Source organism: Mycobacterium sp. Aquia_213 (genome assembly GCF_026625985.1).
Lineage (GTDB): Bacteria > Actinomycetota > Actinomycetes > Mycobacteriales > Mycobacteriaceae > Mycobacterium.
In genome coordinates this window covers 5,968,920-5,991,930 of sequence record NZ_CP113116.1, presented here as the reverse complement: position 1 = coordinate 5,991,930, position 23,011 = coordinate 5,968,920, and the positions used below count along the sequence as shown (strand labels likewise).

Annotated in this window: 22 protein-coding genes, 1 tRNA gene and 1 pseudogene; 11 read left to right on the top strand and 13 right to left on the bottom strand. The window is 67.1% G+C overall.

The window, feature by feature from the left end; all coding sequences use genetic code 11:
- The first annotated feature begins 21 nt into the window (after window positions 1-21).
- Window positions 22-708, top strand: a complete 687-nt coding sequence (locus LMQ14_RS28040; RefSeq protein WP_267732838.1) for an aminodeoxychorismate/anthranilate synthase component II — start codon at window positions 22-24, stop codon at window positions 706-708.
- Here the strand turns inward: LMQ14_RS28040 and pknB are convergent.
- From pknB to LMQ14_RS28005, 7 genes are all read right to left on the bottom strand, one after another.
- Window positions 686-2,569, bottom strand: a complete 1,884-nt coding sequence (gene pknB, locus LMQ14_RS28035) for a Stk1 family PASTA domain-containing Ser/Thr kinase (RefSeq protein ID WP_267732837.1) — start codon at window positions 2,567-2,569, stop codon at window positions 686-688. The genes LMQ14_RS28040 and pknB overlap by 23 nt on opposite strands.
- Window positions 2,569-3,897, bottom strand: coding sequence for a serine/threonine-protein kinase (locus LMQ14_RS28030; RefSeq protein WP_267732836.1), 1,329 nt, complete (start codon window positions 3,895-3,897; stop codon window positions 2,569-2,571). Before LMQ14_RS28030 ends, pknB begins: the two co-directional genes overlap by 1 nt.
- Window positions 3,894-5,372 carry a D,D-transpeptidase PbpA gene (gene pbpA / locus LMQ14_RS28025; RefSeq protein WP_267732835.1) on the bottom strand — a complete coding sequence of 493 codons (1,479 nt, stop codon included), beginning with the start codon at window positions 5,370-5,372 and terminating at the stop codon, window positions 3,894-3,896. The genes LMQ14_RS28030 and pbpA overlap by 4 nt, the downstream gene beginning before the upstream one ends.
- Window positions 5,369-6,781 (bottom strand): FtsW/RodA/SpoVE family cell cycle protein, encoded by a 1,413-nt coding sequence (locus LMQ14_RS28020; protein ID WP_267732834.1) that lies wholly within the window; start codon window positions 6,779-6,781, stop codon window positions 5,369-5,371. Before LMQ14_RS28020 ends, pbpA begins: the two co-directional genes overlap by 4 nt.
- A complete protein-coding gene (locus tag LMQ14_RS28015) occupies window positions 6,778-8,292 on the bottom strand; it encodes a PP2C family protein-serine/threonine phosphatase (RefSeq protein ID WP_267732833.1) in 1,515 nt (504 codons plus the stop codon). The genes LMQ14_RS28020 and LMQ14_RS28015 overlap by 4 nt, the downstream gene beginning before the upstream one ends.
- A complete protein-coding gene (locus LMQ14_RS28010; RefSeq protein WP_267732832.1) occupies window positions 8,289-8,756 on the bottom strand; it encodes an FHA domain-containing protein FhaB/FipA in 468 nt (155 codons plus the stop codon). The genes LMQ14_RS28015 and LMQ14_RS28010 overlap by 4 nt, the downstream gene beginning before the upstream one ends.
- 108 nt (window positions 8,757-8,864) lie before the next feature.
- Window positions 8,865-10,571: a DUF3662 and FHA domain-containing protein gene (locus LMQ14_RS28005; RefSeq protein ID WP_267732831.1), complete on the bottom strand. Its 1,707-nt coding sequence runs from the start codon at window positions 10,569-10,571 to the stop codon at window positions 8,865-8,867.
- A 255-nt stretch (window positions 10,572-10,826) separates the two neighbouring features.
- Here LMQ14_RS28005 and LMQ14_RS28000 point away from each other — a divergent pair.
- A tRNA-Leu gene (locus tag LMQ14_RS28000) sits at window positions 10,827-10,912 on the top strand.
- Window positions 10,913-11,032: 120 nt separating this feature from the next.
- Window positions 11,033-11,920: an SCO6745 family protein gene (locus LMQ14_RS27995; protein ID WP_267732830.1), complete on the top strand. Its 888-nt coding sequence runs from the start codon at window positions 11,033-11,035 to the stop codon at window positions 11,918-11,920.
- Between the two features lie 13 nt (window positions 11,921-11,933).
- On the opposite strand, the gene LMQ14_RS27990 is transcribed toward LMQ14_RS27995, so the two are convergent.
- The 5 genes from LMQ14_RS27990 to LMQ14_RS27970 all read right to left on the bottom strand — a co-directional run bounded on the left by LMQ14_RS27990 (window position 11,934) and on the right by LMQ14_RS27970 (window position 16,896).
- Window positions 11,934-13,301: a PPE family protein, SVP subgroup gene (locus LMQ14_RS27990; RefSeq protein ID WP_267732829.1), complete on the bottom strand. Its 1,368-nt coding sequence runs from the start codon at window positions 13,299-13,301 to the stop codon at window positions 11,934-11,936.
- 346 nt (window positions 13,302-13,647) lie between these two features.
- The gene (locus tag LMQ14_RS27985) at window positions 13,648-13,989 is read right to left on the bottom strand and encodes a GNAT family N-acetyltransferase (RefSeq protein WP_267732828.1); all 342 of its coding nucleotides are present in this window, start codon (window positions 13,987-13,989) and stop codon (window positions 13,648-13,650) included.
- Window positions 13,986-14,966: a pirin family protein gene (locus LMQ14_RS27980; RefSeq protein WP_267732827.1), complete on the bottom strand. Its 981-nt coding sequence runs from the start codon at window positions 14,964-14,966 to the stop codon at window positions 13,986-13,988. Before LMQ14_RS27980 ends, LMQ14_RS27985 begins: the two co-directional genes overlap by 4 nt.
- 47 nt (window positions 14,967-15,013) lie before the next feature.
- Window positions 15,014-16,396, bottom strand: a complete 1,383-nt coding sequence (locus tag LMQ14_RS27975) for an acyl-CoA dehydrogenase family protein (RefSeq protein WP_267732826.1) — start codon at window positions 16,394-16,396, stop codon at window positions 15,014-15,016.
- 83 nt (window positions 16,397-16,479) lie between these two features.
- Window positions 16,480-16,896 carry a WhiB family transcriptional regulator gene (locus LMQ14_RS27970; protein WP_267732825.1) on the bottom strand — a complete coding sequence of 139 codons (417 nt, stop codon included), beginning with the start codon at window positions 16,894-16,896 and terminating at the stop codon, window positions 16,480-16,482.
- Between the two features lie 144 nt (window positions 16,897-17,040).
- Here LMQ14_RS27970 and LMQ14_RS27965 point away from each other — a divergent pair, with 144 nt between their 5' ends.
- From LMQ14_RS27965 to LMQ14_RS27940, 6 genes are all read left to right on the top strand, one after another.
- A complete protein-coding gene (locus LMQ14_RS27965) occupies window positions 17,041-17,829 on the top strand; it encodes a helix-turn-helix domain-containing protein (RefSeq protein WP_267732824.1) in 789 nt (262 codons plus the stop codon).
- Window positions 17,826-18,626, top strand: coding sequence for a C40 family peptidase (locus LMQ14_RS27960; RefSeq protein ID WP_267732823.1), 801 nt, complete (start codon window positions 17,826-17,828; stop codon window positions 18,624-18,626). Before LMQ14_RS27965 ends, LMQ14_RS27960 begins: the two co-directional genes overlap by 4 nt.
- A 15-nt stretch (window positions 18,627-18,641) precedes the next feature.
- Complete coding sequence (locus LMQ14_RS27955) at window positions 18,642-19,004, top strand: DUF4226 domain-containing protein (RefSeq protein ID WP_267732822.1); 363 nt, start codon at window positions 18,642-18,644, stop codon at window positions 19,002-19,004.
- 127 nt (window positions 19,005-19,131) lie between these two features.
- Window positions 19,132-20,508 (top strand): DUF4226 domain-containing protein, encoded by a 1,377-nt coding sequence (locus tag LMQ14_RS27950; RefSeq protein ID WP_267732821.1) that lies wholly within the window; start codon window positions 19,132-19,134, stop codon window positions 20,506-20,508.
- Window positions 20,509-20,556: 48 nt separating this feature from the next.
- Entirely contained in the window at window positions 20,557-20,874 is a 318-nt protein-coding gene (locus LMQ14_RS27945) for an ESX-1 secretion-associated protein (RefSeq protein WP_267732820.1), read from the top strand.
- Complete coding sequence (locus LMQ14_RS27940) at window positions 20,871-21,182, top strand: DUF2694 family protein (protein WP_267732819.1); 312 nt, start codon at window positions 20,871-20,873, stop codon at window positions 21,180-21,182. The genes LMQ14_RS27945 and LMQ14_RS27940 overlap by 4 nt, the downstream gene beginning before the upstream one ends.
- Window positions 21,183-21,191: 9 nt before the next feature.
- Here the strand turns inward: LMQ14_RS27940 and LMQ14_RS27935 are convergent, their stop codons facing one another.
- Window positions 21,192-21,335, bottom strand: a complete 144-nt coding sequence (locus tag LMQ14_RS27935; protein ID WP_169718264.1) for a hypothetical protein — start codon at window positions 21,333-21,335, stop codon at window positions 21,192-21,194.
- Between the two features lie 82 nt (window positions 21,336-21,417).
- Between LMQ14_RS27935 and LMQ14_RS28235 the strand changes: the two are divergent.
- Window positions 21,418-21,751: pseudogene (locus tag LMQ14_RS28235) on the top strand (hypothetical protein); the annotation flags it as partial.
- Window positions 21,752-21,759: 8 nt separating this feature from the next.
- Complete coding sequence (locus LMQ14_RS27930; RefSeq protein WP_324291143.1) at window positions 21,760-22,968, top strand: DUF5631 domain-containing protein; 1,209 nt, start codon at window positions 21,760-21,762, stop codon at window positions 22,966-22,968.
- Window positions 22,969-23,011 lie beyond the last annotated feature (43 nt).

Below are 23,011 nucleotides of genomic sequence, written 5' to 3'. Positions count from 1 at the left end.
GCCGGGCGGTAACCTGACACGATGCGGATCCTGGTTGTCGACAACTACGACAGCTTCGTGTTCAACCTCGTGCAGTATCTGGGGCAACTCGGAGTCGAGGCTGACGTGTGGCGCAACGACGACGCCAGGCTCTCCGACGAAGCCGCCGTCGCCGCGCAGTTCGACGGCGTGCTGCTCAGCCCCGGGCCCGGCACCCCGGAGCGCGCCGGCGCATCGATCGACCTGGTCCGGGCGTGCGCCGCGGCAACCACCCCGTTGCTTGGAGTCTGCCTCGGGCACCAAGCCATCGGCGTCGCGTTCGGCGCCACCGTCGACCGTGCACCCGAATTGCTGCATGGCAAGACCAGCAGCGTCCACCACACCAATGTCGGTGTGCTGCAAGGGCTTCCGGATCCGTTTACGGCGACCCGCTACCACTCGCTGACGATCCTGCCGGAATCGCTGCCGCCGGTGCTCGAGGTGACGGCTCACACCCGCAGCGGGGTCATCATGGCCGTGCGTCACACCGAGCTGCCGATCCACGGTGTCCAGTTCCATCCGGAGTCGATCCTCACCGAGGGCGGGCACCGGATGCTGGCCAATTGGCTGGCCTATTGCGGGTGGGCGCGCGACGACACCCTGGTCCGCCGGCTGGAGAACGAGGTCCGTTCCGCGGTGCGGCCGTATTTCCCGGCCGACCCGGCGGCTACTGACCGAACTTCAGCGTGATGATGCCGTCCCGGTTGACCCCGGCGCCGGCCGGCGGGTTCTGATATACGACCTTGTGGGACTGGGAGCCGCCGGCGTCGACGTCGGCGCCCTTGTCCAGCACCCCGGTCCAGCCCAGCGCGCGTAACCGTGGCTCGGCGTCGGTCCAGAACATGCCGGTCAGGTCGGGCATCAGGAATTGATTGCCCTTGGACACCTGCAGCTCAACGATCGAATCAACCGGAACCGTCTGCCCCTTGGGAGGATTGGTGCCGATCACCTCGCCCGCCGGCCGGGGACTGTCCACCGACGTCTGGGTGAGTTTGGTGAAACCGTAGACCGTGAGGTTCTTCTGCGCGATGTCGACGGTCTGGCCCGCGACATCGGGGACCTGCTTGGTCTCGGGTCCGGAGCCGACGATCACGGTGATCACGTTGGTGATCGCCGACGTCTGATTCGCGGGCGGGTTGGTGCCGATCACCTTGCCCAGCAGCTCGGGGGTCGACGGCGAGTTCGTCTGCTTGAACTTGGTGAACCCGGCGGCCTTCAGCTTGCTCACCGCGTCGGAGTAGCTCATCGAGGACACGTCGGGTACTTCGCGCTGTTCGGGTCCGGTTGAGACGTTGATAGTGATCTCGTCACCGGCCGCCACCGACGCGTTGGCGCCGGGATCGGTGCTGATGACGTGGTCGGGCGGGATCGACGAGTCCGGCTTCTGCAGCGTGCGCGTCTTGAAGCCCCGATTCTGCAGCGCGGCAACGGCATCGGCGGAGACCTGGCCGCGCATGTCGGGCACCTGAACGTCGCGGGTCGAGCCGCCGAACGAGTTGAACGCGATGACGACGACGATCGTGAGCACCGCCAGCACGGCGACCGCGACGACCCAGCGACCGACCGGACCGCCCATCCGATCGGGGTCGGCGTCGGTGAAGCGCTGGCGAGGCAGCGGGTCGGTCCGCGGACTCCCGAAGCCGCCGGGTCCCGTCGAGGCCATCAGCGAGGTCCGCTCCGCGTCGGTCAGTACCTTCGGCGCCTCCGGCGCTTCGCCGTTGTGTACCCGAACCAGGTCGGCGCGCATCTCCGCCGCAGTCTGATACCGGTTCTCCGGATTCTTGGCCAGCGCCTTGAGCACGACGGCGTCGAGGTCGGGGGAAATGCCCGGGTGCCGCATCGACGGTGCCACCGGGTCTTCGCGGACATGTTGGTAGGCAACCGAAACCGGCGAATCTCCGGTGAAAGGTGGCTCCCCCGTGAGGATTTCGTAGAGCACGCAGCCCAGTGAGTAGACATCGGAGCGGGCGTCGACGGAATCGCCCCGGGCCTGCTCCGGGGAGAGATATTGCGCGGTCCCGATCACGGCCGCGGTCTGGGTGACGCTGTTGCCGCTGTCGGCGATTGCCCGCGCGATGCCGAAGTCCATCACCTTGACCGCATTGGTCGAGCTGATCATGATGTTCGCCGGCTTGACGTCGCGGTGGATGATGCCGGCCTGGTGGCTGAAGTTCAGGGCCTGGCACGCGTCGGCGATGATCTCGATTGCGCGACGCGGTGGCATGGGCCCGTCGTTGTGCACGATGTCGCGCAGGGTGACCCCGTCGACGTACTCCATGACGATGTAGGGCAGCGGACCCGCGGGTGTCTCCGCCTCGCCGGTGTCGTAGACCGCCACGATCGCCGGGTGATTCAGTGCCGCGGCATTTTGCGCCTCGCGGCGGAAGCGCAAATAGAAGCTGGGATCGCGGGCCAGATCGGCACGCAGCACCTTCACCGCGACATCGCGGTGCAAGCGCACGTCGCGGGCCAGGTGAACCTCGGACATACCGCCGAAACCGAGGATGTCGCCCAGTTCGTAACGGTCGGACAGGTGCTGCGGGCTGGTCATTACGGTGTCTCGCCTCGGGCCGGCGACAGGCGGGGCGTTAAGGGGGTAGCCCAGCTCAGTTCGGGTGGCCTGCTGTGGAATCCAGAATCGCCTATCGCGGCGCGATCCGTCCAATCAAGCCGCAAACTCGGCGCCGAACCGCTCGGGGTCTTGCTGGCCGGCGGGGGCGCGTTCGCCGGCGGCGTCCCGGTGTCGGTGACCGTCGGGGGTGGAGGCTGCTGCTGACTGTCGCCGCGGGAGTTGATGACAATGAGCACCGCGATGATGATGGCGAGCGCGCCCAGCACCCCGGCGGCCCACAGCAGCGCGCGCTGACCCGACGAAAAGGTGCGACGGGCCGGCGGCTGACGGCGGCTGCCCGTCGACGGCTGGGACCGGCGGGGCGCGGCACTGCGGGCACTGGCCGCGGGGGCCGACCGGGTCTGCGGGCTCGACGGAATGGCCGCCGGCGAGGCCCGCCCGGGCGGCGGTGACTGGCTGGGACGGGGGGGACGCCGCCCGGCGCGAACCGCGGCCACGGCGTCGGCGAACGGCCCTCCGCTGCGGTAGCGCATGCCGGGGTTCTTGACCAGCGTGATCTCGATGAGCTCGCGCACATTGGGCGGAAGCTCGGGAGGCAGCGGCGGCGGGGGCTCCTTGATGTGCTTCATCGCGACTGTCAAGGCGCCGTCACCGGTGAACGGTCGTTTGCCGCAAACCACTTCGTAGCCAACAACTCCCAGCGAATACACGTCGCTGGACGGGGTGGCGTCGTGGCCGAGCGCCTGCTCGGGCGCGATGTACTGGGCGGTGCCCATCACCATGCCGGTCTGGGTCACCGGCGCGGCGTCGACGGCCTTCGCGATACCGAAGTCGGTGATTTTCACCTGCCCCGTCGGGGTGATCAAGATGTTTCCGGGTTTGACGTCGCGGTGCACCAGCCCGGCGGCATGCGCAATCTGCAGCGCCCGGCCCGTCTGCTCGAGCATGTCCAGTGCGTGGCGCAGCGACAGCCGACCGGTGCGCTTGATCACCGAGTTCAGCGGCTCACCATTGACCAGCTCCATCACCAGGTAGGCGGTGCGGCCCTCCCCCTCCATCTGGCTTTCGCCGTAGTCGTGCACGGCGGCGATCCCGGGATGGTTGAGCATCGCGGTGGTGCGCGCCTCGGCGCGGAACCGCTCGATGAACTCGGGGTCCTGGGAGAACTCCGCCTTGAGCACCTTGACCGCGACGCGCCGGCCCAGTCGGCTGTCCACGGCCTCCCAGACCTGGCCCATGCCGCCGGTGGCGATCAGGCGCTGCAGCCGGTACCTGCCCGACAGCGTCACTCCAACTCGTGGGCTCATGGGCCCGCCTGCAATGCGGCCTGGATCACGGCCCGTCCGATCGGCGCCGCGAGCGCGCCGCCCGTCGCCGAAAGACGGTCTGCACCGTTCTCCACGAGCACGGCCACGGCAACCTTCGGCGTCTGCGCGGGCGCGAATGCGATGTACCACGCGTGCGGCGGAGTGTTACGCGGATCGGCGCCATGCTCTGCGGTACCGGTCTTGGATGCGATCTGCACGCCGGGAATGGCCCCTTTCTGCTGTGCAGCCTTCTCGGCACCGACCATGAGCTCTGTCAGCTTAGCGGCGATCTGCGGCGACACCGCGCGACGCTGCTGATAGGGCGCAGTCGTGCTGATGTTGGCCAAGTCCGGCCCCTTGAGGCTCTCGACCAGGTAGGGCTGCATCGTCACGCCGTCGTTCGCGATGGTCGCCGCGATCTCCGCGTTCTGCAGCGGGGTCAGCGCCACGTCCTTCTGCCCGATGCTAGACATCCCGAGAGCGGCGGCATCCGCGATTATCCCAACAGTCGATTCCGCTACTTGGAGCGGAATCACGCTCGGGCTGCTGTCCAGGCCGAACGAATGCGCCATGCTGCGCAGGGCCTGGGCCCCGGTGAGGATGCCCAGCTGCACGAATGCGGTGTTGCACGACTTGGCGAAGGCTTCGCTCAGCGAGACGGTTGGCTGGTCGCCACATGGCGTGCCGCCATAGTTCTCCAAGGTGGCGGTGCTGTTGGGCAGGGGGATCGTGGCCGCCGCCGTCAGCTGCTCATCGTCCTTGGCACCGGCCTGCAGCGCCGCCGCGGTCGTGATCACCTTGAATGTCGAACCGGGCGGGTAGGTCTCCGAGATCGCACGGTTGGTGAGCGGGTTGTCCGGGTCGTCGCGCAGCCGCTGCCATGCCTGCGCCTGCACCTCGGGGTCGTGCGATGACAGCAGGTTGGGGTCATAGGACGGCGACGACACCATGGCCAGAATTTTGCCGGTGGACGGCTCCAGGGCGACCACGGCGCCCTTGCAGGGCGGCCCGCCGCAGCCCTGCTGCATGGCGTCCCAGGCAGCCTGCTGCATCCGGGGGTTGATCGTGGTGTCGACGTTGCCGCCGCGGGGATCGCGGCCGGTGAAGAAGTCGGCCAGCCGCCGCCCGAACAAGCGCTCGTCGGAGCCGTTCAGGAGGGAGTCTTCGGCGCGTTCGAGTCCGGAGCTGGAATACCGCAACGAGTAGAAGCCAGTGACCGGCGCATACACCGCCGGGTTGGGGTAGACCCGCAGGAAACGGTACCGGCTGTCGGTGGCCACCGAGTAGGCCAGCAGCTGGCCGCCGGCGATGATCTGGCCGCGTTGGCGCGAGTATTCGTCGAGCAGGACCCGCTGATTGCGCGGGTCTGCCCGCAACCCGTCAGCGGCGAAGACCTGCGTCATGGTGGCGTTGAGAAGGAGGAGCACGATCAGCGCCATCACGGTCACCGAGATCCGGCGGAGCGAGGTGTTCATACCTTTTGAATCACCTCGGTGCCGGCGACCGCGATCGGCGCCGTGTCGCGCTTGCGGTCGCGCAACGGGCGTCGGGCGCTGTGCGAGATCCGCGCCAGGATGGCCAACAGCACATAGTTGGCCAGCAGTGAGGATCCGCCGTAGGACATCCACGGTGTGGTCAGTCCGGTCAGCGGAATGAGTTGGGTGACGCCGCCGACGACGATGAACAGCTGGATCGCCAGCGTCGAGGCCAGACCGGCAGCGAGCAGCTTGCCGAAGCTGTCGCGGGTCGCGATCGCGGTCCGCATACCCCGGACGATGACGATGGTGTAGAGCATCAAGATGCTGGCCAGCCCGACGAGTCCGAGCTCTTCACCGAATGCGGCGATGATGAAATCGGTGGACGCGGCCGGCACGGTGTCGGGCTGGCCGTTGCCCAGACCGGTGCCGAAGATGCCTCCGGTGGCAAAGCTGAAGAGCGACTGCACGATTTGATAGCCGCTGCCGTCGGGGTCGGAGAACGGGTCCCACCACATCTGTACGCGAGTCCGTACGTGCGCGAACATGAAGTACGCCGCAACGCTTCCCGCCGCGAACAGCACCAGGCCGATGATCACCCAACTGAAACGCTGGGTGGCCAGGTAGACCACCACCAGAAACGACGCGTAGAGCAGTAGCGAAGTGCCGAGGTCTTTTTCGAAGACCATCACACCGATCGAGATCACCCAGGCCGCCAACAGCGGCGCGAGGTCTCGCGGGCGTGGCAGGGTCATCCCCATCAGGTGCTTGCCGACGCTGGTGAACAGACCACGCTTGGCGACCAGCACCGCGGAGAAGAAGATCAGCAGCAGAATTTTGGAGAACTCGGCAGGCTGAATTGAGAAGCCCGGCAAGCGAATCCAAATCTTGGCGCCGTTCTGCTCGGACAGCGACGCCGGCAGCAGGGCGGGGATCGCCAGAAAGACCAGGCCCGTGAGTCCAAAGATGTAGCCGTAGCGTGCCAACTGCCGGTGATCTTTGAGGAAGGTGACGACGAGCGCGAACGCGGCAACGCTGACCAGGGTCCACAGCAGCTGTTGGGTTGCGCTGGGGTGATGGCGGCCGCTGAGCTCGTTGCCGACCAGGTCGAGCCGGTGGATCATCACCAAGCCAAGTCCGTTGAGCAGCGCCACAATTGGCAGCAGCAGCGGATCGGTGTAAGGGGCGAAGCGCCGGATGGCCAGGTGTGCGCTTCCGAATACGGCCAAGAAGGCCAGCCCGTAGCTGGCCAGGCCCCAGCGCAGTCCGCGGCCCTGATTGGCATCGACGATGAGCAACGCGGCGACGGTGATCGCCGCGGCGAAGCACAACAACAGCAGCTCAGAGTTGCGCCGAGTAGGCAGCGGCGGCGTGACGACCGTGACCGGCGGCTGGACCTGCGTGGTCATGCAGCCGCCCGGCAGTCGATGCCCGGCTGAGGTGGAAGTGGCGGAAGCGTAGTCACCGTCGGGGAAGTGGTCGTGGGCGACGTGGTCGCGGGCGGTGCTGGAGGGGTGCTGGCGGGGGCGTTGCTCGGAGCCGTGCTGGTGGGTGGGGTGCCGGTGGAAGGGGTGGGGGGCGCGGTGGCGCTCGGCGGTGTCGTCCCGCTGGTCGCCGGGCTCGGTGCCCCCGGGGGCGAGGTCGCCCGCGGCGGCGGGCAGGGCGGCAGCAGGTTATTCGCCGACAATTCCTTCAACTGCGCTTCGGCCTCGTCGAGAGTGCCGGCCGGAAGCCCGGCCAACACTTGCGCACGCGCGGCGGGGCGCAGATCCTGCAGTTGCATCAGCCGGCAGTCGAGGTGGCCCCCGGACTGGCTGAAGCCGATGATCGATAAGTCGTTGCGTGCGTTGAGACAGCCCACCAAATACGGTTCGTGCAGCGACATGCCGAGCAGTGATCCCTGAATGCCCCGCATGATCGACACCATGCCGCCGTACTCGGCGACGTAGTAGTTGCTTCGGATGATGGCCCGCCCGATGGCCACGCCCGTGAGTGCCAGCAGTACCACCAGCGTGACCACGATGACCATCCGCCGCCAGGCAAAGCGGGGACGTGGCGCCGGTTCCTCTTGTGGCACAACACGTTTGGCGGCTTCTTTACGGGGACCGATGGCCGAAGCCCGGCCCGCCGAGGTGTTGGGCAGTGTCAGCTGGTCTTCTTCGCCGGATACCGCGCCGGCAAGAATCGGCTGGGTCTGGCCGTAGTCGTAGTCGACGACATCGGCGACCACGACCGTCACATTGTCGGGGCCGCCGCCGCGCAGCGCCAATTCGATGAGACGGTAAGCACTTTCGGCGACGTCCGGTATCTGCAGCGCCTCGTGGATGGTCTCGTCGCTGACCGGATCCGACAGCCCGTCCGAGCAGAGCAGGTAACGATCACCGGCGCGGGCTTCGCGCATGGTCAACGTGGGCTCGACCTCATGGCCGGTCAGCGCCCGCATGATCAGCGATCGCTGCGGATGGCTGTGCGCCTCTTCCTTGGTGATTCGCCCTTCGTCGACCAAGGTCTGGACGAAGGTGTCGTCCTTGGTGATCTGGGCCAGCTCGCCGTCGCGTAGCAGATAGCCGCGCGAGTCTCCGATGTGCACCAGCCCAAGACGGTTGCCCGCGAACAGGATTGCGGTAAGGGTGGTGCCCATCCCTTCGAGGTCGGGCTCCATCTCCACTTGCGCGGCGATGGCCGAATTGCCGGAGCGCACCGCCGTGTCGAGCTTGGCGAGCAGGTCGCCCCCGGGTTCGTCATCGTCGAGGTGTGCCAACGCGGCGATCACCAACTGGGACGCCACCTCGCCGGCCGCGTGGCCACCCATGCCGTCGGCCAGGGCGAGAAGTCGGGCGCCGGCATAGACGGAGTCTTCGTTGTTGGCGCGTACCAGGCCGCGATCGCTGCGGGCGGCATATCGCAGGACCAGGGTCACGGGCGCAGCTCGATTGCCGTCTTGCCGATCCGAATCGGCGTTCCGATTGGAACTCGTACCGCAGTGGTCACCTTCGCCCTGTCAAGGTAAGTGCCGTTGGTCGATCCTAGATCCTCGACGTACCATTCCGAGCCCCGTTGAGACAGCCGGGCATGCCGCGTTGAGGCGTAGTCGTCGGTCAGCACCAGCGTCGAGTCGTCTGCACGCCCGATCAACACCGGCTGCCCGCTGAGGGTGATGCGTGCACCTGCGAACGCCCCTTCGGTCACCACCAAATAGCGGGCGGCATGGCGGCGCTGGCGGGAGGGCAGCAACGTGCCGCGCAACACCAATCCACGGCGCACCATGACCGCACCGGTTGGTGCGTAGATGTCAGTCTTCAAGATCCGGAGAACAGACCAGATAAAAACCCATAACAGCATTAAAAATCCGGCACGCGTCAGCTGCAGTACCAGTCCCTGCATCTGGCGTCCTTTCCGTCCTGGCGCCGCACCTCATGAAACCAAGCAACGTCACGATACTTGGAGGGCGCTCGACGCGGGGCGAAGCACGGCAGCTTGTGGCCGGTGCGTTCAGTGGATCCGAACGATGATCTCCGAGTGGCCCAAACGGATCACGTCGCCGTCCGCCAACTGCCACTCCTGTATCGGTGCGTTGTTCACTGTCGTACCGTTCGTGGAGTTGAGGTCGGACAACAGCGCGACCTGTCCATCCCAGCGGATTTCCAAGTGGCGCCGTGACACACCGGTGTCGGGCAACCGGAACTGGGCGTCTTGTCCGCGACCGACGATGTTGGAACCTTCGCGCAGCTGGTAGGTCCGGCCGCTGCCGTCGTCGAGCTGCAGCGTGACCGCCGCTCCGGCGGATCCGTAACCGCCCTGCCCGTAACCGCCGTAGCCGCCGCCGGCCTGCTGGCCATACTCAGCCGGCTGCCCGTAGTCGGCCGGCTGGCCGTACTCGCCGCCTTGTTGGCCGTACTCGCCCTGCTGTCCATATTCGTAATCGCGGTGGGCGGTCTCGGGGTATCCGGCGCCGGCCCCCGGGCCGTACCCACCGGCCGGAACGTTCTCCGCGTACTGCGTGTAGTCCCCGCCGCCGTACTCCGGCTGGCCGCCATAGGCCTGGCCACCTTGCGGGTAACCCTGGTCGTAACCGCCGCCCTGCTCGGGGTAGGCCGGGCGCTGCGGTTCCGGCGCGCTCGGGGTGCCCGGAGGGGCGTAGCCGCCTTCTTCGGGACGAGCGGGCCCGCGACCGTACTCGCCGTAACCGGCGCCGTAGCTCGGCTGGCCACCGCCGGGGGGCTGACCGTAGCCGCCGCCAGCCTGGCGGTAGCCCTGGTCGTAACCTTGCCCGGCCTGGTCGTAGCCCGCAGCACCTTGGTCGTAGCCTGGGGCGCCGTAGCCGCCGCCAGCGGCGGGCGGACGCTGCTCATACGACGGCGGGTAGCCGCCCTGACCCTGGTCGGGGTAGCCCCCGCGCTGCTCTTGGTAGCCGCCCTGGCCGGGGTACCCGCCCTGCGGGGGGTATCCGCCCTGGTCGGGGTAGCCGCCCTGCGGAGGATATCCGCCCTGCTCGGGGTAGCCGCCGCGCTGGTCTTGATAGCCGCCCTGCTCGGGTGGCCGAGGCGGCTGGTATCCACCCGGGGGCGGGTAGCCGCCCTGCTCCGGCGGAAATCCTGCGCGAGGGTCGGGCCCGCCCTGCGGCTCCTGGGCGCCGCGCTGGTCGTCTTGCGGCCGCCCGTAACGCTCGTCGTAATACTCGTCGCCGGGACGTCCCTGCCCCTGACCGCCGCGATAGCCTGAGTTGTCAGTCATTGGTGGTACTCCTGGTTCTGCGGTGAACGCCTGATTTGATTGTGGCCGGGCGGGATCATTGACCTTCGGGCGGGGCTCGACATCGGGGTTGACAGCGCCGCGTGCGCGAAACTGTCCGGTATGCAGGTTCGGCAACTGCTCGAACCGAACGACGACATCACCATACGTTTCCCACCCCTGTTCATGGATGTAGTCGGCCAGGTATCTACCGAACGCGTTCGACGTCAGATCCGGATCGGCGCGCACCTTCTCGAAGTCGTGCACACCGAGGGTAATGACGTATTCGTTGGGCGCCAAAAGGCGATTTCCGCGCAGCGGCTGCAGGCCGTCCTCGGCTTCACGGCGCAACAGCGCCTCAACCTCTTGGGGGACAATCGATCCCCCGAACATCCGGGCAAATGCATCGCCGACGGTCGACTCGAGCTTGCGCTCGATCCGGGCAGCGAGCCCCCGTTGGCTACCCATGCTTCAGCGCTCGCCCGCACTTGTCGCGGTAAATCGCCGGCGCAAGGCAAACGACTTGTCCGCGTGTCGCATCACCCATGCATGTTATCGGGACACGGCGACGCTGCGTCACCGTGAGAATTGTGAGAATCGCATACATGCAGGTCAAGCCGGTGCCGAGGGGTGACCGTCGGGTGCCGCACGGGCGCGGGCGGGCACGGGCGCGGTTATGGCGAATGGCCACTACAGTGATATGGTCCATCGGTTGTTTTCCCCGGGCGAGTGGCGGAATGGCAGACGCGCTGGCTTCAGGTGCCAGTGTCCTTCGGGACGTGGGGGTTCAAGTCCCCCTTCGCCCACCACAGCGGTTCGCTGAAACCGCAGGCGCAAAGGCCACGAACTCTACGAGGGGTCGTGGCCTTTCTCATGCGATTCGCGGGACCCGGATCGGCCACGCTCGGCAGTGGTGATTGACTGCAATCGTGCGCAGACAACCTGAGTTGGCGCGACGGTTCTACGACCGATTCGAGCCGGTGCACGCGGTGACATACTTCGCGCCGGAGGCGCGTGCGGCACTCGACGAGCTGGGATACCGGGGTTTCTGGATGGGCTACTTCGCGGCCCGGTCCGCCCCGCTGGGCACGGCGTCACCGGAGCTGGTGACCGCGATCTTCCACAACTTCGCTCCCCAACGCGTCGCCAAGGCCTTGCCGGCGGCATGGCAGATCGCCGGTCCGGAAGCCGCGTTGCGCGCCCGGCAGGACTCAGCGGTCGCCGCGCTGCGCCGCTACGGCTTGCAAGACGACGAAAACGTCAGTGCCGCAGCAGAATTAGCGGGAAAGGCAGCGCGTCAAGCGCCCGTTGACGGGCGACCGCTGTTCGCCGCCAACCTTGCGCTGCCGTGGCCGGACAGCCCGCTGGCCGCGCTGTGGCATGCCACCACGCTGCTGCGTGAGCAGCGCGGCGACGGCCACGTGGCGGTATTGACCGCCGCCGGCATCTCGGGCCGGCAGTGCAACGTGCTGCATGCCGCGGCGGACCGCGTCCCGCGCGACTACATCGCTCGCACCCGCGACTACGACGACACCGAATGGCGTCACCACGAACAGCGCCTGGCCGAGCGTGGACTGCTTAACGACGACGGCACGCTCACCGCGGCCGGCGCCGAGCTCAAGGACCACGTCGAATCGAGCACCGACGCCCTCGGCCTGTCGGCACTCGATGCCCTCAGTGACGACGAGGTGGAGGCGCTGTTCCAGGCGCTCACGCCGATCACCCGGGCGGTGGTCGAAGGCGGCGACGTCCTCGCGGTCACTCCAATGGCGTTGCGCCGCACAGAATTACACGACGCCAGCGCGCACTTGGGCTGAGCCCGGCGGAGTTCTACGGATCACGCGGCAGCAGCCGCTGCTTCTGCTCGACGAATTCGTCTTGAGTAAGGATGCCCGCGTCACGCAGCGAGGCCAGCTCGCGCAGTTCGGCGGCGATGCTGGTGATCGGGCCACCCATTGGGGCTTGTTGCACTTCGGCCGGCTCGGGCGGCGGTGCGCCCTTCGGCTTAGGCCCGGGCAGCCCGATCCGCTCCTGGAGTCTTGCGCCACCCCCGCCGGTGGTGCCGGCCATCGCGCGTCCGGCCATGCTCGCCAGGGCCATCTGGCTGAACAGGCTGCCCGCGCTCGAGCCGGTGGCTTGGGCGGCGGCGCCGACGGTCGCGGCAGGTAGCGCCGCCGTCATCGCGCGCAACTCGGGGGCCGCGGCCACCCATGCCGGCGGCACCGACAACCGTCCGACCGATGGTGCGTGGCGGAACTGTCCGGAAACCGTCGAGGCAGGCTCGTTGATCACCGGAAATGACGTCGGCGGTGTCGCTGCGTTACCCGGCCAAGGTTGTACACCTGCCCAGCCGCTGACGATGTCATCGGTATGGACACCGGTCCAGTAACCGCCGACGTCGTAGGGGAGGGCCGTAGTCCCCAGTGACGTGTCGGCCGCAAGTCCCGCTGCCCCAATTTCGGGATCGAGAAAAACCGCGCTCAGGTCCGCGAGCAGGCCCAGCAGGTCCCGTCCCCCAAACCCGAAGGCGTCTTGCGGGCTCGCGAGGTTGATCAGTGCGTTGGGGACCGCGGAGAAGGCCTGCTGAGCCGACGAGACGGCGCCCTGCGCATCGCCGGCGGTGCTGCCGGTGGCCTGAGCGACCGCGGCGGCTTGGTCCGTCGGCCCGTCCGTGCTGGTGCTCGGCGACGGCGAGTCGAACGGGGTCAGTGTCGTGGCCGACGCCGACTCGCTCGCATAACTCTGCATTGCGCCGGTGTCCTGAGCCCACATCTCGCCGTACTGTGCCTCGGTGGTGGCGATCGCCGTGGTGTTCTGCCCTAAGAAGTTCGTGGCGACCAGGGCGGCCAGCAGGCTGCGGTTGGCCGCGACCACCGGCGGCGGCACCGTCTCCGCGAAGGCTGCTTCATAGGCGGCGGCCGCCGCGATGGCCCGATTGCCCGCCTGCTCAGCCTGCTCGGCGGCGGTCCGCATCCAGCTCACATACGGGGCGGCGGCCGCGGTCATTGCCGCCGCTGCCGGACCCAGCCAAGGTCCGGCGGTCAGCTCGGTGATTGCTGCCTGATACGAACTTGCTGTCGAGTACAACTCGGCGGCAAGCGTCTGCCACGCGGACGCAGCTGCCAGCATCGGTCCGGAGCCAGGTCCGGCATAGATGCGCGCGGAGTTGACCTCCGGCGGCAGAAGTGCGTAATCCACGTTTCCCTCCGATCGAGCAGGCCCAGCGCCGGTGGCTTAGGTGAACGGCAAACGAACACGATGCCATCGTCGGGGCTGACCGCCTGCGTCAACCATTTTGCTCACGGAGACCTGTGAACTAGCTGGGAGGCCCCACGGCTCCGGCGTACGGCCCCGATGCCGCGTGCCGGAATACCCGTTTTGCCCAGCTACCCTGCTAGAACACGGTAATTGATGTGACCAGGCGATACCCGGTGAACGCACAAGCTGGCGCTCCGAGCGAGGTTTAGCCGCCCGATGAGGCCGCCCAACGTTGGTTATTCGTCGCAGTAAAGCCGCGGGAAGTCGCTACCGCCCGGACGCCCGGTTAGCCGCTGGGCCGGGTCAACGCCCAGCCCCTGACCTCGGCGGTGACGGGGTCGGTGAGCTCGTCGAATTCGGGATGCTTCTTGAGCACCGTCTCGACCATCGAGCACACCGGCACGATGCGCTTGCCCGCGTCGCGCGCAGCGTTCAGCGCCTCCTCGAGGAGGATGGTTGCCAGGCCGCGTCCGCCGAATTCGGGATCGACCACGGTGTGGTAGAAAACCCGCTGGTCGCCGCGGTCGGCATAGTCGGCGTGGCCGGCGGTCTTGCCCTCGACGGCGATGGTGTACGTCTGATGCCCCTCGGTGACGGTGGTTTCTGCACCCGTCTTGTCGGTTGTCATGCGGTGTCCTTTCCATTTGGTGCGCGCGGGACTGATCGTGGCCGCAGCCGGGCGGTCGGCAGCGGCGGGGCGGGCAGCCGGGTGACTGAGCCCCGGTAGCCCTCGACGGCGCCGAAGCGCGCGTCGGCGTCTTCCCATAGCTGGCGATAGCCGACGATTTCGTCATGGCTGCGCCCGACGAAGTTCCACCACATCAGCAGTTCTTCGGTGAACGGGGCGCCACCCAGCAGCACTACCCGCGCCGGTCGCCCTCCAACATTGCGCAGCTCGACTGCGGCGCTGCCGGGTCCCCGATAGCCGAGTTCGGCGACCGCCAGGCTTGTTCCGTTCATCGCCACGGTGCCCGCATCGCAGAGCACACCGTGCTCGAATGCCGGGTCGACATCGAGTTGCAGCTCAGCGTTCGCGGCGAGATCGATCTGGGCGCCGAGCAGCGGGGTGAACGTATGCACCGGAGAGCGGCTGCCGGCCAGCTCGCCCAAAAACACCCGCGCCACCGCCCCGGGAAGCGAGATGGGGTCGGGCACATAGTGAGCGAAGCCGCGCCCGGTACCGCGATCGGAATCGGGCAGGGCGACCCACAGCTGCACTCCGTGCAAGACGGCGTCCGAATCGACCGATACCTCGGAATGACAAATGCCCGCGCCCGCGGTCATCAGATTCAATTCGCCGGGCCGGACCATGGCGTGCACTCCTGCGCTGTCGCGGTGTTCCACTTCTCCACTGAACAGCCAGCTCACCGTCTGTAGTCCCGTATGCGGGTGTGGGGGAACATCCATGCGCGCTTTGACGGGGCCGTAATGGTCGACAAAGCACCACGCTCCGATCAGCGAGCGCCGCCGTTGCGGCAGGGTGCGTTGCACCCGGATGGCACGTGGGCCGCCCAACGGAACCTCGCGCGGGTGCAGCACCTCGGTCCCCGCAATCCGCGAAGCGCTGCAGGCGACTTCGGCCGGCGCGGTCTCGAGATTGCTCACCGTGCACCCTTCGTTGCGGGCGTGATACGGCGACCGTACCTCGGGGCCTACCTGCCCGGTGGCCGCAGCACCTGCATGGCCACTCGCATGATCGGTTCCGGGATTTGATCCTTCACCGACAGCGCGGCGTCGGCGGCCCGGGACCGCAGCGGGGTGCCGCGGCCGAAGATCCGGTTCAGCGGGCCGCCGGACGGTTCGAGCACGACGTGCAGCGGCGGCGTGCCCACCGCGGCGCCCAAGGCATTCGAGATGACCATCCGTTGGATCTCGCTGGTGCCTTCAAAGATGGTGTACAGCTTGGCATCTCGATACCACTTCTCGACGGGGTGGTCGGTGATGTAGCCCCAGCCGCCCATGGTCTGGATCGCGCGTTCGGTGGCCTTGATAGCGACCTCGCTGGCGGCGAGCTTGGCCATCGACCCCTCGCCTCGCTCGAACGGGACTTCGTTGGCGGCCATCCAGGAGGCCCGCCAGGTCAACAGCCGGGCGGCGTCGATTTGTGTTGCCAGATCGGCCAACGGAAACGCGATGCCCTGGTTGTCGATGATCGGACCGCCGAACGCTTCGCGCTCGGTGGCGTATGCCGTCGCATACTCCAACGCGGCCCGCGCGATCCCGATCGCCTGGGCGGCGACCATCGGGCGGGTCTGCTCGAAGGTGCCCAGCGTCGCCGAGCCGGAGCGCTGGCCGCCCTCGACGACTTCGCGGGCCTTGGCCAGCTTGTGTTCGAGCTTGTCTTCTCCCCCAAGCAAATTGGCGCCCGGAACACGTACGCCGTTGAACCGCAACTCCGCGGTGTGCGATGCGCGGCAGCCCAGCTTGTCAAGCTTGCGCACCAATTCCAGTCCCGGGCTGCCGCCCGGCACCACGAATAGGGCCTGGCCGCGGTGGCCGAGCTCTTCGTCTACCACGGCGTTGACCACGTGCACGTTGGCGATACCGCCGTTGCCGATCCACATCTTGTGGCCGTCGATGATCCAGTCGTCACCGTCGCGGCGCGCCCGGGTCCGCAGATTGCGTACGTCGCTGCCACCCTCGGGCTCGGAAATCGCCAACGCGGCGAGTTTGAGATCGCCTGGGGTGCCGAAACATTCGGGCGCCCACTGCAGCATCTGCTCGGGGGATGCGGCCTGACCGATCGCCGAAAGCGCCAGCGCCGGCATCACAATCGCCAAACCGATTCCGGCACAGCCCCAGAACAACTCCTCCATGAACATCGGCAGCGACAGACCGGTGGGATCGCCGATCAGATCGCGGTAGAACAACGGACTGTAGACGCCGCGTTCGGCCGCCTCCTCGAGCACCGGCCACGGAAACTCTTGGCGCTGGTCGTACTCGAGCGCGACCGGACGAATAACGGACTCGGAGAATTCGTGCGCGCGCCGGGCGAGGTCGTGCTGCGCCGCCGTCGGGGTCAGGTCGAACGTCATGGATGCACCTCTGGGTCGACGGTCTGGTGTTCCGTCGCCTTCGACTACCCGGTCGACTGGGTGAACAAACGTTCACGCATCGGTCAGGCGGCTGAACGCGGACCAACCTGTGCGATCGGGAGGTGCAGCACCACGGCGGGCATCGGGATGGTCTCGTGCTCGCTGCGCGCCAACAACGCCGCGTTCTCGGGCAGCTGCCGGGAATTGATCTCGCCGGCGGCGATGCGGCGCAGGACGTCGTGGGCGCGAGCCAGCTGGTCGCGCTTGCGGTACTGGCCGCCGGGAAGTTTCACGCCGGCCCACACGCCGTACTCCTCCCGATGTGCGATGGCGTACTGAGCGCACCGCCGCTGCTGTGCCAACGGGCAGCGACGCAGGCATTGGATGCGTGCCTCGGTGGCGGACCGCTCGTACGCACGCGCCTTGGCCGCGCCGTCACCGCTGTCGTCATCGGGGTAGCCGAACCACAGTTCCGGATCGGTTGCGCAGGGGTGTCCCATGTCGGCCTCCTTGTCTGAGATGAAACGTAGACGAAAGCGTATACACAACCACTCGGTACGCGCAAGAGAAACGTGACGATAACGTATATACATAGCGATAGGGGCCTAGCTGTGTAATATCCGGCCTATGGCCGGAGCCAGCGGGTGAGCCGTGAATCGGCAGGTGCGGCCATCCGTGCATTGCGGGAGTCGCGCGACTGGTCCCTAGCGGAGCTGGCGGCCGCGACCGGCGTCAGCATCATGGGATTGAGCTATCTGGAGCGCGGCGCCCGCAAGGCCCACAAAAGTACCGTTCAGAAGGTCGAAAACGGCTTGGGCCTGCCGCCCGGCACGTATTCGCGCTTGTTGGTGGCCGCCGATCCGGATGCCGAGCTGGCGCGATTGATCGCCGCGCAACCCCCCGAAACGATGTCGCCGCCCCGGGCCGGGGCGGTGGTCGTCGACCGTCACAGCGACACCGAAGTGCTGGAGGGATATGCCGAAGCGCAGCTCGATGCGCTCAAATCCGTGATCGATCGATTGCCGGCGACGACATCAAACGAATATGAGACGTATATTCTCTCTGTGATCGCGCAGTGCGTGAAGGCCGAGATGCTCGCCGCCAGCTCATGGCGGGTGGCTGTGAACGCCGGCGCCGACTCGACCGACCGGCTGATGCAACATCTGCAGGCCCTCGAGGAAACGCGCAGCGCGCTGCTGAAGCGAATGCCGACCAGTCTGAGCGCGCGGTTCGACCGGGCCTGTGCGCAGTCGCCGCTGCCGGGCGCGATCATCGCGGCGCTGCTCGGTGTGAGCAGTGACGAGATGTGGGATATCCGCAATCGCGGGGTGATTCCGGCCGGGGTACTCCCCCGCGTTCGTGCGTTCACCGACGCGGTGGGGTCGACGAGTCACGACCGTACCGATCAGGGCGGCGGCGAGGGGGATCGATGACCGACAGCGAGATCGAGTCGTTGAGCCGCGCTCATCAACTATTCGCCGGGAGCACCCGGCCGCCGCCGCTGGATCCGCCTGTCGTGTCAACGCCGATATTGAATGGCATTGTGGGACAGGACAATTACCGGTCGATGGTGAACCGTAGCCACCAAGTGCTGCTCTCGGCGGCGCGCACGGACGCCGCGGCCGCCGGTGTCATCGCCGGCGCCCACCACGACCGCGCCGAGGCCCGGGAACTGACCAAGAACATCCTCGACGAGGCTCGCGCGGATGTGGCCGTTACGCCGATCACGCCGATGGCCCAGCGCGAAGCCATGCGTCGTCGGGCCGCGCGGCTTCGCACGCAGCGGGCACACGTGCTGGCCGCCCGGCTACGTGCCCGACGGCACTCAGCGGCGCTGCGCGCACTGCGCTACCGAATGCTGCACCATCGCGGACCGCGGCTGCCGGCGCCGAGCAGTCGTGCCGGAATTGCCGTGCGTGCGGCGCTATCCCGGCTGGGCCGCCCTTATGTATGGGGCGCGACCGGCCCCGATCAGTTCGACTGTTCCGGACTGGTGCAGTGGTCCTATGCGCGGGCGGGTATTCATCTGGACCGCACCACGTATCAGCAGATCAACGACGGAATCCCAGTGCCCCGTTCGCAAGTCAGGCCCGGCGATCTCGTTTTCCCGCACACGGGACACGTGCAGATGGCGATCGGCAACAATCTTGTCGTCGAAGCACCCTATTCGGGTGCCTCGGTGCGGATCAGCCGGCTGGGCAATTACGTCGCGATTCGCCGGCCGATATGAGATTGGGTTGAACGTATGGCGGAACAGACCGGCCACTCGCTAGCCGCCATTCAGGCGCGGCAGTCGGCACTGGCGACCCGGCACGACTCGGTCGCTGAGGCAGACCGTGCGCTGATGGACGTGCTGGCCAGCGCTCACGCCGCGATGCGGGAGAGCATCAGGCGTCTGGACGCGATCGCCGACGAGATCGAGCGCACTGTTCCGGAGCACCGGAGCCTGGCCGTCGATACGCCCTCGGGCGCGCGGGAGTTTCAGAAGTTTCTGGTTGCCAAGCAACGTGAGATCGCGGCGGTCGTGGCGGACGCGCGCGAATTCGATCGCGCGAAAACGGCTGTGCTGGAAAGCTTACGGGGAGAATACGGCGTATCCGCAGGCTAGCGCGTGGAATTTCATCCACAGCGGCGCCGCGGTGAATTGTCGACAGCTGAGGGCCTCAGTACTGTCACCCGGCATGAAGGGGTTGCGACACCGCCCGCATTGGGGCGCAGCGCCGTTTGGCTAGCCGATGTCGACGTATGACGAGCTACTGGCCACGGTCAAAGTCGTGCGCGACCGTGCCGGCGATCCGAACGCATGGCAGAGGGGGCTGACGTCGTCAGAGCTGGCGGCCGTGGTCACACCCACGACACGTCCGGAACAACTCGACGCGATTCTGGCCAAGATCCGACGACAACATCCGGGGCTGTTCGGCTCCCGCGCGGACACGGCCGGTCCCCCGCCGCAGCGGTCTGAGGGTGCCGCGGCCGAAGCCATCGCTGGCGCTGAAGCAGCTCTGGCGCACCAGAATTCGGCAAGTTCTCAGCTGGACCTGCAAGTGATTTCGGCCATCATGAACGCCCACCTGAAGACCGTCGAGGGTGCAGACGCGCTGACCGCGTTGCAGCGTGAGACCGAGGCTGCGGTGCAAACTCGATCGGACTTGGACACCCCGGCGGGGGCACGCGACTTTCAGCGATTCCTGATCGGCAAGCTCAGAGACATCCGCGCGGTGGTGATGACCGCCAGCCTGGACGACACGTCTAAGTCGGCGCTGATGGCCGCATGGACATCGCTGTACGACGCCTCGAAGAGCCCACCGAGTATTGCGGGCGACACCCGGCCGGCTTCGGTTGCCGTGCCCGCGCAGGCAGCAGGCACACCGGACGCCGGAGGCGATCCGCTACTGGATTCGCTGCTGGCGGACGACCCTGGCCTGCGGGCCGCTGATTCGGATCCAGGCCCGACCGCGAGCGCACCGGCTCCCGCGATGCCGTCGGCGCTGCCGGGCATGCCGAACCTTGGTATGGGCCCGACGCCGGGTTCGATGGGCGGTTGGGGTACGCCGGGCGCATTTCCCGGGCGCCAAGAGGCAAGCGAAACCGATCCGGCGTCGGCCGGCTTGGACGACGAAGACCTCGACGCGGACCCGGCCGATCACGAATCGGATGACGAACATCAAGACGATGACCAGGGTGCGGACGTGGCAACGGCCGAATCAGCGCCGGCCGGCCCCACGACCGTGACCCTGCCCGACGGTGACACGGTGACGGCTGCCAGCCCGCAGCTGGCGGCGGCCATTCACGCCGCGGTGGGCGGCGCGCCGATCCCGGATGCGTTCCATCAGCAGGGAATCACCATTCCCGCAGCGGGAACCGCGGTTGCTAATCCCATCGATCCGGTGCAAGTCGCGCCGGGCGATATCGGAATTTTCACCGATCGCCATGCGCTGGCCCTCGGTCACACCAAGGCTCTTCTCGACGGCCAGATTCAGCACATCGCCACCGTAAGCGGGCCGAGCTTTCTAGGCTGGGAGCATCCGCCGGCCGCGGTGACCGCGACCGCGCCCGCCAGGACCGACGCACCGACACCGACCCGGCCGGCGGCCACGCCGACCACTGGATAATAGTGAATTCGCCGGCCCGGCCGGCGGCGCAGGAACAGGAGAAAGCGGATGGCAGATCGAATTCATGTGGTGCCCGCGCACTTACGTGACGCCGCTGCGCATCACCAGGAAACCTCCGACTACTTGCGCACCATTCCGTCGTCGCATGCCGCCATCCAGGAGAGCCTGGATTCCCTCGGGCCCATCTTCGGTGAACTTCGCGACGCCGGGCGCGAACTGCTCGAACTCCGGCGACAGTGCTACGAGCAACAGGCGGACGACCACGCCGACATGGCGCACAACCTGACCGTGTCGGCCACGAGATGGGATCAACACGAACAAGATGCGGTCGGTGAACTCGGCCGCATCGTCGACGGCGGTCGATGACCGACGCTAATCCCGCGTTCGACACCGTTCACCCGAGTGGGCATATCCTCGTCCGCTCGTGCCGCGGCGGGTACATGCACAGCGTTGCGCTGAGCGAAGAGGCGATGGATACCGATGCCGTGACCCTGGCCCAGGGCATCCTATTGACCGCGGATGTGTCGTGGCTCAAAGCACTGCTGGAGGTTCGCCATGAGATCGTGGCGGCCGGACATACCCCGTCGGCGGAGGTCCCGACTCCTAACGACCTCGATGCGGCGATTGAGAAGCTGCTGGCGCACAAGCTGCGCCGGCGCGACACCGCGGACTAGCCGACGCGTCTAAATCAGCCAGGTTTTGGCGGCGTCAGGATCCGGTGCGATATCGGTCGGAGGCTCGATGGGATTGGCGCCAAACAACTCTCGTGCGCGGCCGAGCAGGGCGCGTACCTCGTCGAGTTGCTGCTGCAGCGCAGAATCAGCCATGGCCTTACGCTACCGAGCCCCGCACACCCGCACAATTCACCTTTGGTAAAGAGCGTTCGGCATGTATCGGTAGGCTGACCCGGTGGCGATCTTCGGTCGAAAGACGGCGCGCCAGCGCCTCCGGAGAGCTACCCGGGAATCATTGTCGATGCCGGCCTTCAGCTCTCCTGTCGATTGCACCCCGTGGGTGATCGGTGGGCTTTGGCCTGCCGAACTGTCGACGGTGACGGACGAAACCGCCACGCTCGCAGAGTATCTCGAGAAAGACCTGCAACGGATCACCGGTAGTGCCAATAAACAGCTGGGGATGGTCAAGCGAGCGGGACTCACTGATGTGGGCCGGCGCACGGCAGAGGCTCGCGTGATCGACGAAGCCCGTGCTCGCGCCGTTCGGCGCGTCGAATCGACGATTCGCCAGCTGGAGATGATGAAGGCGCAAGTACGCGCGCGACGCCAAACCGCACAGGTCGCGCGACGTTTCAGCACGGCGGACCTGGAAAAGACGCAAGTCATCCCCGCGGTCCCGGCGGCGGAACCCGATGTGGTGGCGCCGGCGATCGACGAAACCCAAGTCATCCCGGTGGTCCCGGCGGCAGAGCCCGTCGTCAGTGATCGGACGCTCGATCAGACGCAAGTCATACCGGTCGTCTCAGCCGAGCCCGTCGCCGAGGAGCCCGTTGCTCAGGATCCGGCAACTGAGATTTCCGCGGACGACGACCTCGATTCTTCGGGGGGCCGGCATCGAGCTCCGTCCGAGGACGCCACGGTGGACGTTATCCCGGTGCAACCGGAAGTCCGGGAGCCGGAATCGGAGCCGGTGGCCGTCAGCGAGCCGGAACCTGAACCCGAGCCGGAGCCCGAATCGGAGTCGGTGGCCGTCAGCGAGCCGGAACCCGAACCGGAACCGGAGCCCGAACCGGAACCGGAACCTGAACCCGAGCCGGTCGCCGTCAGCGAACCGGAGCCGGAACCCGAACCCGAAGTCAATGCCGAATCCGATACCGAACGATTGCACCGGCTGTTGGCGTTCGTCGTCCGCCAAGAACCCGGGCTGAACTGGGCGGTCGGCGATCTCGCAGACGGCACGACGCTGTTGGTCACCGATCTTGCCCACGGGTGGATTCCGCCCGGAATCACGCTTCCGGTCGGCGTGCGACTTCTGGCGCCCGGGCGCCAGACCGGCAAAGCCTCGACACTGCTCGGTGAGGCGATCCGGATCGCCACCTACACCCCCGGCGATCGGGTGGGCCGGGCGACCGACTTCGCCGCGACCGAATCTTCGGTGCAGGCCCGCGAACTGCCGGCGGTCGACGATTTCGGATGGGAGCTGGGTCGAGTCACGCACTGGCGCGACGGACTGCCGCGGTTGGTGCACACCCTGGCCAAAGCCGCGACTGCGGGAACGGGTGTCGTGGAAGAGGAAGCCGACCTGCTGCGCGTGCATCTCGACACCGCCCGCTATCAGCTGCTGAGCCAGTATCCGGATGTGGTGCCCGCGCTGTTGCTCAACTGCCTGTTGCTGGCCGCCACCGAAAGCAGCGTTGCCGGTGACATGATGTCGGCGAACTATCACCTGGCGTGGTTCCAGAAGCTGGACGAGCCACCGGCCAGTCAGTGGACTGCCGAGACCTGACGGCTACCTGCCAAGCCGCTATCGCGAGGACTCCCGCTAGAGA

What these genes read in the sequence shown, in the direction of transcription:
- LMQ14_RS28040 (WP_267732838.1), top strand. Translation starts at nt 22, where the DNA reads ATGCGGATCCTGGTTGTCGACAACTACGACAGCTTCGTGTTCAACCTC.
- pknB (WP_267732837.1), bottom strand. Translation starts at nt 2,569, where the DNA reads ATGACCAGCCCGCAGCACCTGTCCGACCGTTACGAACTGGGCGACATC.
- LMQ14_RS28030 (WP_267732836.1), bottom strand. Translation starts at nt 3,897, where the DNA reads ATGAGCCCACGAGTTGGAGTGACGCTGTCGGGCAGGTACCGGCTGCAG.
- pbpA (WP_267732835.1), bottom strand. Translation starts at nt 5,372, where the DNA reads ATGAACACCTCGCTCCGCCGGATCTCGGTGACCGTGATGGCGCTGATC.
- LMQ14_RS28020 (WP_267732834.1), bottom strand. Translation starts at nt 6,781, where the DNA reads ATGACCACGCAGGTCCAGCCGCCGGTCACGGTCGTCACGCCGCCGCTG.
- LMQ14_RS28010 (WP_267732832.1), bottom strand. Translation starts at nt 8,756, where the DNA reads ATGCAGGGACTGGTACTGCAGCTGACGCGTGCCGGATTTTTAATGCTG.
- LMQ14_RS28005 (WP_267732831.1), bottom strand. Translation starts at nt 10,571, where the DNA reads ATGGGTAGCCAACGGGGGCTCGCTGCCCGGATCGAGCGCAAGCTCGAG.
- LMQ14_RS27985 (WP_267732828.1), bottom strand. Translation starts at nt 13,989, where the DNA reads ATGACAACCGACAAGACGGGTGCAGAAACCACCGTCACCGAGGGGCAT.
- LMQ14_RS27975 (WP_267732826.1), bottom strand. Translation starts at nt 16,396, where the DNA reads ATGACGTTCGACCTGACCCCGACGGCGGCGCAGCACGACCTCGCCCGG.
- LMQ14_RS27970 (WP_267732825.1), bottom strand. Translation starts at nt 16,896, where the DNA reads ATGGGACACCCCTGCGCAACCGATCCGGAACTGTGGTTCGGCTACCCC.
- LMQ14_RS27960 (WP_267732823.1), top strand. Translation starts at nt 17,826, where the DNA reads ATGACCGACAGCGAGATCGAGTCGTTGAGCCGCGCTCATCAACTATTC.
- LMQ14_RS27955 (WP_267732822.1), top strand. Translation starts at nt 18,642, where the DNA reads ATGGCGGAACAGACCGGCCACTCGCTAGCCGCCATTCAGGCGCGGCAG.
- LMQ14_RS27950 (WP_267732821.1), top strand. Translation starts at nt 19,132, where the DNA reads ATGTCGACGTATGACGAGCTACTGGCCACGGTCAAAGTCGTGCGCGAC.
- LMQ14_RS27945 (WP_267732820.1), top strand. Translation starts at nt 20,557, where the DNA reads ATGGCAGATCGAATTCATGTGGTGCCCGCGCACTTACGTGACGCCGCT.
- LMQ14_RS27940 (WP_267732819.1), top strand. Translation starts at nt 20,871, where the DNA reads ATGACCGACGCTAATCCCGCGTTCGACACCGTTCACCCGAGTGGGCAT.
- LMQ14_RS27935 (WP_169718264.1), bottom strand. Translation starts at nt 21,335, where the DNA reads ATGGCTGATTCTGCGCTGCAGCAGCAACTCGACGAGGTACGCGCCCTG.
- LMQ14_RS27930 (WP_324291143.1), top strand. Translation starts at nt 21,760, where the DNA reads ATGATGAAGGCGCAAGTACGCGCGCGACGCCAAACCGCACAGGTCGCG.